Annotated in this window: 13 protein-coding genes; all 13 read right to left on the minus strand. The window is 64.7% G+C overall.

Annotated features, from left to right (window positions below; translation table 11 throughout):
• Positions 1–12 precede the first annotated feature (12 nt).
• Positions 13–1,146 (minus strand): acyl-CoA dehydrogenase family protein, encoded by a 1,134-nt coding sequence (locus WS54_RS24720; RefSeq protein WP_059781352.1) that lies wholly within the window; start codon positions 1,144–1,146, stop codon positions 13–15.
• A gap of 19 nt (positions 1,147–1,165) precedes the next feature.
• Complete coding sequence (locus tag WS54_RS24725) at positions 1,166–2,362, minus strand: acyl-CoA dehydrogenase family protein (RefSeq protein WP_059781350.1); 1,197 nt, start codon at positions 2,360–2,362, stop codon at positions 1,166–1,168.
• A gap of 152 nt (positions 2,363–2,514) precedes the next feature.
• A complete protein-coding gene (locus WS54_RS24730) occupies positions 2,515–2,937 on the minus strand; it encodes a DUF1178 family protein (protein WP_006750470.1) in 423 nt (140 codons plus the stop codon).
• A 136-nt stretch (positions 2,938–3,073) separates the two neighbouring features.
• Entirely contained in the window at positions 3,074–3,664 is a 591-nt protein-coding gene (locus WS54_RS24735) for an NUDIX domain-containing protein (RefSeq protein ID WP_059781349.1), read from the minus strand.
• A gap of 39 nt (positions 3,665–3,703) precedes the next feature.
• Positions 3,704–4,000, minus strand: coding sequence for a DUF2818 family protein (locus tag WS54_RS24740; RefSeq protein ID WP_006478276.1), 297 nt, complete (start codon positions 3,998–4,000; stop codon positions 3,704–3,706).
• Positions 4,000–5,454: an NADH-quinone oxidoreductase subunit NuoN gene (gene nuoN / locus WS54_RS24745; RefSeq protein ID WP_059781347.1), complete on the minus strand. Its 1,455-nt coding sequence runs from the start codon at positions 5,452–5,454 to the stop codon at positions 4,000–4,002. The genes WS54_RS24740 and nuoN overlap by 1 nt, the downstream gene beginning before the upstream one ends.
• Positions 5,455–5,493: 39 nt before the next feature.
• Positions 5,494–6,984, minus strand: coding sequence for an NADH-quinone oxidoreductase subunit M (locus WS54_RS24750; protein WP_006484881.1), 1,491 nt, complete (start codon positions 6,982–6,984; stop codon positions 5,494–5,496).
• A gap of 18 nt (positions 6,985–7,002) precedes the next feature.
• Complete coding sequence (gene nuoL / locus WS54_RS24755; RefSeq protein ID WP_034207962.1) at positions 7,003–9,057, minus strand: NADH-quinone oxidoreductase subunit L; 2,055 nt, start codon at positions 9,055–9,057, stop codon at positions 7,003–7,005.
• A 17-nt stretch (positions 9,058–9,074) separates the two neighbouring features.
• Positions 9,075–9,380: an NADH-quinone oxidoreductase subunit NuoK gene (gene nuoK / locus WS54_RS24760; RefSeq protein WP_006478272.1), complete on the minus strand. Its 306-nt coding sequence runs from the start codon at positions 9,378–9,380 to the stop codon at positions 9,075–9,077.
• Positions 9,381–9,398: 18 nt separating this feature from the next.
• The gene (locus WS54_RS24765) at positions 9,399–10,049 is read right to left on the minus strand and encodes an NADH-quinone oxidoreductase subunit J (RefSeq protein WP_011545812.1); all 651 of its coding nucleotides are present in this window, start codon (positions 10,047–10,049) and stop codon (positions 9,399–9,401) included.
• Between the two features lie 105 nt (positions 10,050–10,154).
• Positions 10,155–10,643, minus strand: a complete 489-nt coding sequence (gene nuoI, locus WS54_RS24770; protein WP_006478270.1) for an NADH-quinone oxidoreductase subunit NuoI — start codon at positions 10,641–10,643, stop codon at positions 10,155–10,157.
• A 15-nt stretch (positions 10,644–10,658) separates the two neighbouring features.
• Positions 10,659–11,726, minus strand: coding sequence for an NADH-quinone oxidoreductase subunit NuoH (gene nuoH, locus WS54_RS24775; protein WP_034207963.1), 1,068 nt, complete (start codon positions 11,724–11,726; stop codon positions 10,659–10,661).
• Positions 11,727–14,057, minus strand: a complete 2,331-nt coding sequence (nuoG, locus tag WS54_RS24780; protein WP_059781345.1) for an NADH-quinone oxidoreductase subunit NuoG — start codon at positions 14,055–14,057, stop codon at positions 11,727–11,729.
• Positions 14,058–14,064: the final 7 nt, after the last annotated feature.

Below are 14,064 nucleotides of genomic sequence, written 5' to 3' on the forward strand. Positions count from 1 at the left end.
CGCGCGTCGCCGTCATGCTACGTCGGTTTGCGCGAAATCGGGCAGCGCCGCGATGCGGGCGAGATGATGATCGGTATCGCCAAGCGTCGTCTCGATGATCGACAGCCGCTTGAACAGGTGCGCGGCGGCCACCTCGTTGGTCACGCCCATGCCGCCGTGCAACTGGACGGCCTGCTGGCCGACGAAGCGCGCGGCCGCGCCGACCCGCGCCTTCGCGGCCGACACGGCCTTGCGCCGCGCATCGGCATCGCCGCTCGCGTAGCGCACCGCCGCGAGATAGGTCAGCGAACGCGCCTGCTCGGCATGAATCAGCATGTCGACCATCCGGTGCTGCAGCGCCTGAAAACGCGCGATCGGCACGCCGAACTGCTCGCGCGTCTTCGTGTATTCGACCGTCGCGCGATTCAGCTCGTCGAGCGCGCCGACCGCTTCCGCGCACAGCAGGAAGGTCGCGTAATCGGCGATCTGCTCGAGTGCCGCCGCGTCGCGCGCACCGCCCGTCAGCAGTCGGGCAGGCGTGTCGTCGAACGCGATCGTCGCGGCACGCTGGCCGTCGATGGTCCGGTAGTCGACCACCTTCGCGTTGGCCGCATCGCGTTCGACGACGAAGAGGCCGATGCCGCCGCCGTCGACCCGCGCCGGCACGATCCACGCATGCGCCTGGGCGCCGTGCTGAATCACCGACTTGGTGCCGGTCAGCCGGTACGTGCCGCCCTGCTCGCGCGCCCGCGTGTCGAGTTCGTACAGATCGTAACGCGCCCGCGGTTCGTGGAACGCGACCGCCAAGCGCTTTTGCCCCTGCGCGACCGCCTCCAGCAGCGCGGCGTCGGCGCCTGCGCCGGAGCCGGCGATCCGCAGTGCTTCGACGCCGACCGCCGTGGCCCAGTACGGCTCGATCACGAGCGCGCGGCCGAGCTCCTGCATCACGACCAGCATGTCGACCGGGCCGCCGCCGAAGCCGCCCTGTGCGTCCGGCACGGGCAACGCGGTCAATCCCAGCTCGGTGAATGCGCTCCACTGCGCATCCGACACACCGGCATCGCTGCGCACGATCGCCTGGCGCGCTTCGAAGCCGTATTGCTCGCCGAGATACCGGCGCAGCGCGTCGGCGAACTGCTGCTGTTCATCGGTAAAGCTGAAATCCATGGTTGTCTCCGTTCCCTGATCACAGCCCCAGAATCATCTGCGCGATGATGTTCTTCTGGATCTCGTTCGAACCGCCGTAGATCGACGTCTTCCGGTAATTGAAGTAGTACGCGGCGAGCGGCGCCGCATCGTCGTCGCCCGCGATGCTGTGTTCGCGCTCGCCGTCGAGGAACGGCACGTCGAACGGGGCGGCCAGCGGGCCGATCGCTTCGACCATCAGCTCGGTGAGCGCCTGCTGCACCTCGGTGCCCTTGATCTTCAGCATCGATGCCTCGGGGCCGGGCCCCTTGCCGCTCGTCTCGCGGCTGACGACGCGCAGCACCGTCACTTCCAGCGCCATCAACTCGACTTCGAGCGCCGCGACCTTCGCGGCGAATACGGGATCGGCGAGCAACGGCTTGCCGTTCTTGCGCTGGTTCGATGCGACGCGCTTCAGGAACGCGAGCTCCCGCTTCGACGCGCCGACGCGCGCGATGCCGGTGCGCTCGTGGCCGAGCAGGTATTTCGCGTAGGTCCAGCCGCGGTTCTCGTCGCCGACGAGGTTCTCGACCGGCACCTTCACGTCCTCGAAGAACACCTCGTTGACCTCGTGATCCTCGTCGAGCATCACGATCGGGCGTACCGTGATGCCGGGCGTCTTCATGTCGATCAGCAGGAACGAGATGCCCTCCTGCTTCTTCGCGGCCGGATCGGTGCGCACGAGGCAGAACATCATGTCGGCGTACTGGCCGAGCGTGGTCCAGGTCTTCTGGCCGTTGACGACGTAGTGATCGCCGTGGCGCTCGGCGCGCGTGCGCAGCGATGCGAGATCGGACCCGGAACCCGGCTCCGAATAACCCTGGCACCACCAGTCCGAGCCGTCGAGAATACGCGGCAGGTAGTGGCGCTTCTGCGCTTCGCTGCCGTATTTCATCAGGACCGGCGCGACCATCGACACCCCGAACGGCAACACGGTCGGCGCACCGATCCGCGCGCACTCCTCGTCCCAGATGTGTCGCTGCGTCGCGTTCCAGCCCGGGCCGCCATATTCGACCGGCCAGGCGGGCGCGGACCAGCCGCGCTGGCCGAGGATCCGGTGCCAGCTCGCGAAGTCCTCGCGGTCGAGTCGTTTGTGATCGAGTACCTTGGCGCGCAGTGCGTGAGGCAAGTTGGCCTCGAGCCAGGCGCGGACGTCGGCGCGGAACGCGTCGTCGGCGGGGGAATAGTCCAGATCCATGCGCAGTGTCTCCTGTCGACCGGAGTTAGTGCTTTAGCACTTACTCCGGTCCCATGCTTCGCGGTCGATCAGCATCAGCGCTTCCGCGCTTGCTCTGATCCCATGCAAGGCTCGCCGCGACCGTCCGGCCCGGCAAGGACACACTGCGTACGTTATTGCAGCGGTTCTTTCAGCGCGGCTGGAATCGGCAGCGGCATCACGTCGATGCCTTCTTCGACCAAGGACTGCGCATCCTCCGGCGTCGTGACGCCGCGAATGCTGCGTGCCGGCGCCTCGTTGTAATGGATGCGCCGCGCTTCCTCGGCGAAGCGCTCGCCCACGTTCTCGGTCTTCTCCAGCACCTCGCGCAGCGCACGCATCACCTGCGCCTGCAGCGCACGCGGATCGGCCGGCTGCGCCTGCGTCGCGCCCGACAGGTTCAGGCGCGGCGCCGACGGCATCCGGTTGATCTCCGTCGTTCCGCACACCGGGCATTCGACCAGCTTGCGGGACAACTGCGCTTCGAATTCATCGGCGGAAGCGAACCAGCCTTCGAACCGATGACCGTGCGGACACTGTAAATCGAGGACCTTCATGCTGAATCAGGGCGTGTGACGAGTGTAGCGCAAAAAGCGGTTTTGTGAACGGTCGTGCTAAATCCGGATCGCGCGGCACGAACGCGCCGCGTCACGGAATTGTAACGCGCCGCTCCGGCCGCCGCCGACGCCGTGCTCAGGGCGCGACGACCGGCCCGAGCGGCCACGTGCCGGACAGCACCTTGTCGAGCCACATCGCGCCGATGATCGTCTTCACGTCGGTGATCTGGCCCGTGCGCACCCATTCCTGCAGGTCGGCCGGCGTCGCTGTGAAGGTTTCGAGGAATTCGCCGTCGTCGAGCTTGCGTTCGCCGGCCGTCAGCCCGCGCGCGAGATACAGGTCGATGAACTCGGTCGAATAGGAAATGATCGGATGAATGCGGGCCAGGAACACGTATTCGCGCGCCGTGTAGCCCGTTTCCTCGCGCAGCTCGCGCACCGCGCACGCGAGCGCGCCTTCGTTCGGGTCGAGCTTGCCGGCCGGGAATTCGGCCATCACCTTGCCGATCGGATAGCGGAACTGGCTTTCCATCAGCACGCGGCCGTCGTCGAACAGCGGGATCACCATCACCGCACCCGGGTGCTGCACGTATTCGCGCGTGGCCTTCTTGCCGTCCGGCAGACGGACGGTGTCGCGCTTGAGCTTGAGGAACGCGCCGTCGAAGATCGCCTCGCTCTCGAGGCAGGTTTCGGTCAGTGCGGCGTCGTGATTGGGTAGTTCGGCCATCGGCGGCTCCTGAATGAGCACGACGGACGGCCGAAGCCGTCAGCGTCGTTTGACGAGATACTGGAACGTGAAGCCGGGAAACGCGAACACGACGAAGAGACTGAACGTGATCGCGTAAAACTGCCAGCCCTGTTCGAAGCGGTTGCCGGCGCGCGACTCGAGCCAGAAGCCGAGCGCGCCGACGACGAAGTACAGCACGATCAGCTCGCCGATCCGCACCCACGCATTCTTCTTCGTCGCGCCGAACGGCACGACGGCGAAGAGGCGTTGGTTCAGGAACGGCAGGTTGGCGCAGACGAGCGCCAACAGCACGATGAACCAGCCGGCTGCCGACATTACAGCGGCAGCGTGTGACGGATTGCCTGCAGGCAGGCGGTCAGCAGCGGGCTCGGGATCAGGCCGAGCACGACGACCGCCACGCCGTTCAGCACGAGGATCGTGCGCTTGCAGAAATCGCCCGTGATCGGCGTCGAATCCTGCGGAGCATCGAAGTAAATCACCTTGACGATGCGCAGGTAGTAGAACGCGCCGAACAGCGACGTGATCACGGCCAGCACGGCCAGCCACGTGAGGCCCGCGTTGACGGTCGCCTCGAGCACGGCGAGCTTCGCGTAGAAGCCGACGGTCGGCGGGATGCCGGCCAGCGAGAACATCATGACCATCATCACGAACGCGAACACCGGGCTGCGCTTGTTGAGGCCCTTGAAGTCGTCGATCGTCTCCGCTTCGAAATCGCGGCGCGCCAGCAGCATCACCACGCCGAACGAGCCGAGCGTCGTGATCAGGTAGACGATCGCGTAGAACATCGCCGAGCTGTACGCGTTCGCCGGCGCCGCCGCGTCGCCCTTCACGATGCCCGCGAGCAGGCCGAGCAGCACGAACCCCATGTTCGAGATCGCCGAGTACGCGAGCATCCGCTTGATGTTGCGCTGGACGATACCGGTGATGTTGCCGACGATCAGCGACAGCGCGGCGAGGATCACGAGCGCGGTCTGCCAGTTCTGCGCGAGCGGCAGCAGGCCCATCACCAGGAAGCGCAGGCCCCACGCGAACGCGGCAACCTTCGGGCCGCCGCCGACGAACAGCGTCATCGCGGTCGGTGCGCCCTGGTAGACGTCCGGCACCCACATGTGGAACGGCACGGCGCCGAGCTTGAACGCGATACCGGCGACGATGAAGATCACGCCGAACATCAGCACGGCCGCGTCGGTATTGCCGCCGACCGCCTTGTACACTTCGCCGAGCTCGAGCGAGCCGGTCGCGCCGTAGAGCATCGAGATGCCGTACAGCACGAAGCCCGACGCGAGCGCGCCCAGCACGTAGTACTTCATCGCGGCTTCGCTCGACTGCGCTGCGTCGCGACGCAGCGCGATGACCGCGTACAGCGACAGCGACATCAGTTCGAGGCCGAGGTACAGCGTCAGGAAGTTGTTGCCCGACACCATGACCAGCTGACCGAGCAGCGAGAACATGGCGAGCAGGAACACGTCGCCGCGGAACATGTCGCGGTCTTCGAGGTACTTGCGCGAATAGACGAGCGAGACCGCGAACCCGAGCGACACGACCGCCTTCATCATGCTCGCGAACGAGTCGACGACGATCATCTTCGAGAAGAAGTAGTACTGCTGCGGGTCGAGCGCCTGGACCGCGAACCACACGCCGGCGACGACCGACGAGACGACCGCGATCAGATAGGTCAGGCGGCGGCCGGAAGCACCGGTAAAGGTGTCGTTCAGCCATGCGACGACGATGGCGGCCAGCACCAGCGCGTCAGGCAACAGGACATTCATAGAGGCGTTTTGCATGATCTTGAGTTCCTCCGCTCGCGATTACTGGGCCAGCGGCAGCTTCGACTGCGCGACGTGGGAGAGGAGGTTTTCCACGGAAACGTGCATCACGTCGGTGAAGGGCTTCGGATACAGGCCCATCAGCAGCGTGAACGCGGCGAGCACGGCCAGCATCAGGAATTCGCGACGGCCGATGTCCTTCAGCTTCGCAACATGATCGTTCGCCACCGCGCCGAAATACACGCGCTTGTACATCCACAGCGTGTAGGCCGCGCCGAGGATCAGCGTGAATGCCGCGCCGAATGCGATCCAGAAGTTGTACTGGACGGCCGCGAGAATCACCATGAATTCGCCGACGAAACCGGACGTACCCGGCAGCCCGCAGTTGGCCATCGAGAACAGCATCGCGAACGCCGCGAACTTCGGCATCACGTTGACGACGCCGCCGTAGTCGGCGATCTGGCGCGAGTGCACGCGGTCGTACAGCACGCCGATGCAGAGGAACATCGCGCCCGACACGAAGCCGTGCGAGATCATCTGGATGATCGCGCCTTCGACGCCGAGCTGGTTGAAGATGAAGAAGCCCAGCGTGACGAAGCCCATGTGCGCGATCGACGAATACGCGACCAGCTTCTTCATGTCGGCCTGCACCATCGCGACGAGGCCGATGTAGATCACCGCGATCAGCGACAGCGTGATCACGACGGGCGCCAGGAAATGGCTCGCGTCAGGCGTGATCGGCAGCGAGAAACGCAGGAAACCGTATGCGCCGAGCTTCAGCATGATCGCCGCCAGCACGACCGAGCCGCCCGTCGGCGCTTCCACGTGCGCGTCCGGCAACCACGTGTGCACCGGCCACATCGGCACCTTCACCGCGAACGCGAGGAAGAACGCAATGAACAGCAGGATCTGCGGCGTCATCGCGATCTTCGCGTTCTGCCACGTCGCGAGGTCGAACGAGTGCGTTTCCGTGTACAGGTAGATCAGCGCGACCAGCATCAGCAGCGAACCGGCCAGCGTGTACAGGAAGAACTTGAACGCCGCATACACGCGGTTCGGGCCGCCCCACACGCCGATGATGATGTACATCGGGATCAGGGTCGCCTCGAAGAACACATAGAACAGCAGGCCGTCGGCCGCCGAGAACACGCCGATCATGATCCCGGACAGGATCAGGAACGCCGCGAGGTACTGCGCGACGTTCTCGGTGATCACTTCCCATGCGGCGATCACGACGATCACCGTGATCAGCGCGGTCAGCACGACGAACCACATCGAGATGCCGTCGACGCCGAGGTGATACGCGATATCGAAGCGTTCGATCCAGGTCGACTTCTCGACGAACTGCAGCGCAGCCGTGCTCGAGTCGAAGCCGGTGATCAGCGGGATCGTGACCGCGAGGCCGAGCAGCGCACCGATCAGCGCGACCCAGCGGGCCGTCCCCGGATTTTTGTCGTTACCGACCGCAAGCACGAGGAGGCCGAAGACGATCGGCAGCCAGATCGCGGTACTGAGAATCGGAAAAGCGTGCATTAGTGTTGTCCCCCCGCCTTATTTGCCGCCGAGCGTTACAAACAGGGTCAGGAGCCCCAGCATGCCGATGATCATGGCGAACGCGTAGTGATAGATGTAACCGGATTGGAGGAAGCGGATCACGCCGGCGAACCAGCCGATGAACCGGGCGCTGCCGTTGACGAGGCCGTCGATCACCACGACGTCGCCCTCCTTCCACAGGCCGCGGCCGATCGCCACCGAACCGCGGGCGAACACCACTTCGTTGATCTTGTCCATGTAGTACTTGTTGTCCAGCAGCGTGTAGATCGGACCGAATGCACGGCGGATCGACGCCGGCAGCTCCGGACGCTTCAGATACAGGAACCACGCGACGACGACACCGGCGAGCGCCAGCCACACCGGCAGGCCCGACACCGAGTGCAGGCCCATGCCGACCCAGCCGTGGAACTCTTCGGCCATCTCGGCCAGCGCCGGATGGTTTTCGCCGATGAAGATGACCTTATCGAATGCGACGCCGTGCTGGAAGAAGTCGCCGAACAGCATCGGGCTGATCGCGATCGCGCCGATGATCACCGACGGGATCGCCAGCAGGACCAGCGGCACCCACACGACCCACGGGGTCTCGTGCGGCTCGTGCGCGTGGTCGTCATGGCCGTGGCCATGACCATGATCGTCGTGGCCGTGCGCGGCCGCCATGCCCATCGGCGATTCCGGATGCTTCGGATTGCGGAAGCGCTCTTCGCCGTGGAACACCAGGAAGTACATGCGGAACGAGTACAGCGCCGTGACGAACACGCTCGCGACGACCGCGAAGTACGCGAAGCCCGAACCCGGCAGGTGCGACAGCTTCACCGCGTCGATGATCGAGTCCTTCGAGTAGAAGCCCGAGAAGAACGGCGTACCGATCAGCGCGAGCGACCCGATGAGCGACGTGATCCACGTGATCGGCATGTACTTGCGCAGGCCGCCCATGTTGCGCATGTCCTGGTCGTGGTGCATGCCCATGATGACCGAGCCGGCGCCGAGGAACAGCAGCGCCTTGAAGAACGCGTGCGTCATCAGATGGAACACGGCGACCGGGTAAGCGGACACGCCGAGCGCGACGGTCATGTAGCCGAGCTGCGACAGCGTCGAGTACGCGACCACGCGCTTGATGTCGTTCTGGACGATGCCGAGGAAGCCCATGAAGAGCGCCGTGATCGCGCCGATCACCGTGATGAACGACAGCGCGGTGTCCGACAGTTCGAACAGCGGCGACATGCGCGACACCATGAAGATGCCGGCCGTCACCATCGTCGCCGCGTGAATCAGCGCCGAGATCGGGGTCGGGCCTTCCATCGAGTCCGGCAGCCACACGTGCAGCGGGAATTGCGCCGACTTGCCCATCGCGCCGATGAACAGGCAGATACAGGCAACGGTCAGCAGGCCCCAGTCGGTGCCCGGGAAGTGCAGGCTCGCGAGTTCCGCGCGCTTCGCGAACACTTCGCCGTAGTTCATCGAGCCGGCGAACGCGAGCAGCAGGCCGATGCCGAGCAGGAAGCCGAAGTCGCCCACGCGGTTCACGAGGAACGCCTTCATGTTCGCGTAGATCGCGCTCTCACGCGTGAAGTAGAAGCCGATCAGCAGGTACGACACCAGACCCACCGCTTCCCAGCCGAAGAACAGCTGCAGGAAGTTGTTGCTCATCACGAGCATCAGCATCGAGAACGTGAACAGCGAGATGTACGAGAAGAAGCGCTGGTAGCCGTCTTCTTCCGCCATGTAGCCGATCGTGTACACGTGCACCATCAGCGAGACGAAGGTCACGACGACCATCATCATCGCGGTCAGCGAATCGACGAGGAAGCCGACTTCGAGCTTCAGCGAGCCGACGTTCATCCATTCGTAGACGGTCGCGTTGAAGCTCGCGCCGCCCATCACGTCGAAGAAGACTTTCGCCGACAGGAGGAACGCGATCAATACGCCGAGGATCGTGATCCGGTGTGCGCCCTTGCGCCCGACTGCGTTCCCGAACAGCCCCGCAATCAGCGAGCCGGCCAGCGGAGCGAGCGGAATCGCCAGCAGCAGGTTTTCATTGAGTGTCGTTGACATAACAGCGTTGCCTGAAATTAACCTTTGAGCTGATCGAGATCCTCGACATTGATCGTGTCGAGCTTACGGAACAGGGTCACCAGAATCGCGAGACCGATCGCGGCTTCCGCTGCGGCGACGGTCAGCACGAAGAACACGAAGATCTGGCCGTGCACGTCGCCGAGGTAATGCGAGAACGCGACGAAATTGGTGTTCACCGCCAGCAGCATCAGTTCGATCGACATCAGGATGATGATGACGTTGCGGCGGTTCAGGAAGATCCCGACGATCGCGATCGCGAACAGGATCGCGCCGAGCACGAGGTAGTGAGCAAGGGTCAGCATGGTTTTCTTTTCCTCCGCTTAGCCGTTGGTGCCCGAACCGGCTTCGCTTTGCGCCGTTTCCGGCTGCGGCTTGTCCGCTTCCATCTTCACGAGGCGCACGCGGTCGTTGCGGCGCACCTTGACCTGATCCGACACGCGCTGGCGCTTGCTGTCCTTGCCCTTGCGCTCGGTCAGGCCGATCGCGGCGATGATCGCGACCAGCAGCACGAGGCCGGCGATTTCGAACGCGAAGATGTAGTCGGTGTAGATCACCTTGCCGATCAGGCGCGTATTCGACCAGTTGGCCATCTCGCCCGTCGCCATCGCATGCACGGTGTGCGTGTCGCCGTAACCGCGCCACAGGATCAGCGCGGTTTCGATCACGATGATCGCGCCGACCACGGTGGCCATCGGCACGAAGCGCTTGAAGTCGCGGCGCAGGTAGTCGATGTTGATGTCCAGCATCATCACGACGAACAGGAACAGCACCATCACCGCGCCCACGTAGACCAGAACCAGCAGGATCGCGAGGAACTCCGCCTCCAGCAGCATCCAGATCGCGGCGGCGTTGAAGAACGCCAGCACAAGGAAAAGCGCAGACGCCACCGGGTTGCGCGAAGTGATCACCTTCAGCCCTGATACCACCAGGAGCAGCGCGAAGATGTAGAACAGTACGGTCGTGAATTCCATGATTACCGGTTCATCGTTAGGCCATAGTCAGGCGCGGCTTGCGGGACGCCCGCACCCGTCGCGGCGGCTCGGCCCGTCGATGCCGGGCCGGCACTGCAAACACAATCAACGATACGGCGCGTCGGCAGCCTTCGCCGCGGCGATGTCCTTCTCGTAGCGATCGCCCACCGCGAGCAGCATTTCCTTCGTGAAATACAGGTCGCCGCGCTTTTCGCCGTGGTACTCGAGAATCTGCGTCTCGACGATCGAATCGACCGGGCAGCTCTCTTCGCAGAAACCGCAGAAGATGCACTTCGTCAGGTCGATGTCGTAGCGCGTCGTGCGGCGCGTGTTGTCCGCGCGCGTTTCCGACTCGATCGTGATCGCGAGCGCGGGGCACACGGCCTCGCACAGCTTGCACGCGATGCAGCGCTCTTCGCCGTTCTCGTAGCGGCGCAGTGCATGCAGCCCGCGAAAACGCGGCGAAATCGGGGTCTTCTCTTCCGGGAACTGCACGGTGAACTTGCGCTTGAACGTGTAACGACCGGTCAGCGCGAGCCCCTTCAGCAGCTCGGTCAGGAAGAAAGTCTTAAAGAAGTGTTGGATAGCCGTCATGATTTCGTCCGATCTTTACTTCACCCAGATGTTCAGCGGCGACATCATCCAGAAGCCGACCACGACCACCCAGATCACCGTGACGGGCAGGAACACCTTCCAGCCCAGACGCATGATCTGGTCGTAACGGAAGCGCGGGAACGTCGCGCGCACCCAGATGAACACCGACAGCAGCGCGAAGACCTTCAGCACCAGCCAGAAGATGCCCGGGATGAACGACAGGAATTCGAACGGCGCGTCCCAGCCGCCGAGGAACAGCGTCGCCGCCAGCGCCGAGATCACGATCATGTTGATGTACTCGGCGAGGAAGAACAGCGCGAACGCCATGCCCGAGTAATCGATCATGTGACCCGCGACGATTTCCGACTCCCCTTCCACCACGTCGAACGGGTGACGGTTCGTTTCGGCGATGCCCGAGATGAAGTAGACGACGAACGCCGGCAGGAGCGGCAGCCAGTTCCACGACAGGAAGTTCACGCCGTGGCCGGCGAAGAAGCCATGCTGTTGCGAACCGACGATTTCCGACAGGTTCAGGCTGCCGGCGGTCATCAGCACGAGCACCAGCGCGAAGCCCATCGAGATTTCGTACGACACCATCTGCGCCGCGGCGCGCATCGCGCCGAGGAACGCGTACTTCGAGTTCGACGCCCAGCCGGCGAGAATCACCGCGTACACGCCGATCGACGAGATCGCCATCGCGTACAGCAGGCCCGCGTTCACGTTCGCGAGCACGGCTTCGGCCTGGAACGGAATCACGGCCCACACGGCGAATGCCGGCACGACGGTCATCACCGGCGCGATCAGGTACAGCCAGCGGCTGGCGGCACTCGGCTGAATGACTTCCTTCAGCAGCAGCTTCAGCACGTCGGCGATCGGCTGCAGCAGGCCGCCGGGGCCGACGCGGTTCGGGCCGAGACGCACGTGCATCCAGCCGATCAGCTTGCGCTCCCACAGAATCAGGTACGCGACGCACAGCAGGATGACGACGGAGACGACGAGGATGCGCACGACTGCCCACACCGTCGGCCACGCGAAGCCGAGAAGCTCGGCCCCGCCCGCGTTGATCGTATCGAACAAGCTCATTTACGCCTTCTCCACCACCAGTTCACCGGACAGGCTGCCGAGCGCTGCGCCGGCAGGCGTCGCCGCCGACACGCGAACGACCGTCTCCGCAAGATTCGCGTCGCGCACGGCCGGCAACTGCACCGCACGCTCGCCCTGGCGCACGCGCACGGCGTCGCCTTCCTTCAAGCCCAGCTTGTCGAACAGCGCGGCCGGCAGGGCTGCGGCATTCGCCGCCTTCGCGGCGGCCGTCAGGTGCAACGCACCTGCGCGGCGCACGAGCGCGTCGGCGTGATAGATCGGCACGTCGGCCAGGCGCTCGAAACCGCCGTTCGCGGCATTCGCCGCGGCGCGAGCCGGCACGACCGACGTCCGGTTCGACAGGCGACCCGCGACGCCGGCGTCGCCGAGCGCGGCGACACGCACTTCTTCCGCGGTCTCGTATTCGAAGTTCGGCAGGCCGAGCAGGCTGCCGAGCACGCGCAGCACCTTCCAGGCCGGGCGCGTATCGCCGAGCGGACGCACGACGCCGTTGAAGCTCTGCACGGTGCCTTCCGCGTTGACGAACGTACCGGCCGTTTCAGTGAACGGTGCGATCGGCAGCAGCACGTCGGCGTAGTCGAGGCCGTGCTTGAACGGCGACATCACGACGACCATCTCCGCCTGGTTCAGCGCGGCCAGCGCCTGTGCCGGATCGGCGGTGTCGAATTCCGGCTCGACGTTCAGCAGCACGTAGCCCTTGCGCGGCTGCGCGAACGCTTCGCGTGCGTTCAGGCCGCCTTCGCCCGGCAGTGCGCCGACGACGTGCGCGCCGACCGTGTTCGCCGCTTCCGTCAGGAAGCCGAACGTGGCGCCGGTGTTGTCGGCGATCCACTGCGCGACGGCGTGCAGCTGCGCGAATTGCGGATGACGGACCGCGACGTTGCCGAGCAGCACCGCGCGGCGTTCGCCGTTCGCGAGCGACTGCGCGACAGCTTGCGCGGCCGGCGATGCGGCGACGCCAGCGAGCGCATCGGGCAGCGCGACGCCGCGCAGTTGCGCGACGGCCGCGGCGATGCCGGCCAGCTCGTCGAGCCATGCGGACGGCGCGGCGACGATGCGCTGCGCGGTCGGGATCAGCGAATCGTCACCGGTCGCGTGCAGGAAGTGCAGCTTCGCGCCGTTCTTCGCGGCCTGACGCAGGCGCGATGCGAACAGCGGATGATCGCGGCGCAGGAACGAACCGACGACGAACGCGGCGTCCACGTTCGACAGATCGGAGATCGGCATGCCGAGCCACGGTGCGCCCTGGACCGGCGCCGAGAAATCCTGCTGACGCAGACGGAAGTCGACGTTCGGCGTCTTCAGTTCGGTGGCGAGCTGCTTCACGAGGAACAGCTCTTCCGCGGTGCTGTGCGCGCTCGCGAGCATCGCCAGCGCGTTCGCGCCGTGATCCGCGGCGATGCCCTTCAGGCCCTTCGCGACGTATTCGAGCGCGGTCTGCCAGTCGGTTTCGATCCACTGGCCGCCCTGCTTCAGCATCGGCTTCGTCAGACGCTCTTCGCTGTTGAGGCCTTCATACGAGAAGCGGTCCTTGTCCGAGATCCAGCATTCGTTGATGGCTTCGTTCTCGAACGGCAGCACGCGCATCACGCGGTTGTTCTTCACCTGCACGACGAGGTTCGCGCCGACGGAATCGTGCGGGCTCACCGACTTGCGGCGCGACAGTTCCCACGTACGGGCGCTGTAGCGGAACGGCTTGCTGGTCAGCGCGCCGACCGGGCACAGATCGATCATGTTGCCCGACATTTCGGAGTCGACCGTCTTGCCGACGAACGTCGTGATTTCCGAATGCTCGCCGCGGCCCAGCATGCCGAACTCCATCACGCCGGCGATTTCCTGGCCGAAGCGGACGCAGCGCGTGCAGTGGATGCAGCGCGACATTTCTTCCATCGAGATCAGCGGGCCCACGTTCTTGTGGAACACCACGCGCTTCTCTTCCGAGTAGCGCGACGACGACTTGCCGTAGCCGACCGCCAGATCCTGCAGCTGACATTCGCCGCCCTGATCGCAGATCGGGCAATCGAGCGGGTGATTGATGAGGAGGAATTCCATCACCGACTGCTGCGCCTTCACAGCCTTGTCGGACTGCGTGCGGACGATCATGCCGGCCGACACGGGGGTCGCGCAGGCAGGCACGGCCTTCGGCATCTTCTCGACTTCGACGAGACACATCCGGCAGTTGGCCGCGACCGACAGTTTCTTGTGATAGCAGAAGTGAGGAATGTACGTATCCGCCTTGTGCGCAGCCTGGATCACCATGCTGCCTTCGGGCACCTCGACCTTCTTGCCGTCTATTTCAAGTTCAACCATGATGGTG

The sequence above is a fragment of the Burkholderia sp. NRF60-BP8 genome (assembly GCF_001522585.2).
GTDB lineage: Bacteria > Pseudomonadota > Gammaproteobacteria > Burkholderiales > Burkholderiaceae > Burkholderia.

Excerpts from the sequence above, each read along its gene's own strand:
- WS54_RS24720 (WP_059781352.1), bottom strand. The coding sequence starts at position 1,146 with ATGGATTTCAGCTTTACCGATGAACAGCAGCAGTTCGCCGACGCGCTG.
- WS54_RS24725 (WP_059781350.1), bottom strand. The coding sequence starts at position 2,362 with ATGGATCTGGACTATTCCCCCGCCGACGACGCGTTCCGCGCCGACGTC.
- WS54_RS24730 (WP_006750470.1), bottom strand. The coding sequence starts at position 2,937 with ATGAAGGTCCTCGATTTACAGTGTCCGCACGGTCATCGGTTCGAAGGC.
- WS54_RS24735 (WP_059781349.1), bottom strand. The coding sequence starts at position 3,664 with ATGGCCGAACTACCCAATCACGACGCCGCACTGACCGAAACCTGCCTC.
- WS54_RS24740 (WP_006478276.1), bottom strand. The coding sequence starts at position 4,000 with ATGTCGGCAGCCGGCTGGTTCATCGTGCTGTTGGCGCTCGTCTGCGCC.
- nuoN (WP_059781347.1), bottom strand. The coding sequence starts at position 5,454 with ATGAATGTCCTGTTGCCTGACGCGCTGGTGCTGGCCGCCATCGTCGTC.
- WS54_RS24750 (WP_006484881.1), bottom strand. The coding sequence starts at position 6,984 with ATGCACGCTTTTCCGATTCTCAGTACCGCGATCTGGCTGCCGATCGTC.
- nuoL (WP_034207962.1), bottom strand. The coding sequence starts at position 9,057 with ATGTCAACGACACTCAATGAAAACCTGCTGCTGGCGATTCCGCTCGCT.
- nuoK (WP_006478272.1), bottom strand. The coding sequence starts at position 9,380 with ATGCTGACCCTTGCTCACTACCTCGTGCTCGGCGCGATCCTGTTCGCG.
- WS54_RS24765 (WP_011545812.1), bottom strand. The coding sequence starts at position 10,049 with ATGGAATTCACGACCGTACTGTTCTACATCTTCGCGCTGCTCCTGGTG.
- nuoI (WP_006478270.1), bottom strand. The coding sequence starts at position 10,643 with ATGACGGCTATCCAACACTTCTTTAAGACTTTCTTCCTGACCGAGCTG.
- nuoH (WP_034207963.1), bottom strand. The coding sequence starts at position 11,726 with ATGAGCTTGTTCGATACGATCAACGCGGGCGGGGCCGAGCTTCTCGGC.
- nuoG (WP_059781345.1), bottom strand. The coding sequence starts at position 14,057 with ATGGTTGAACTTGAAATAGACGGCAAGAAGGTCGAGGTGCCCGAAGGC.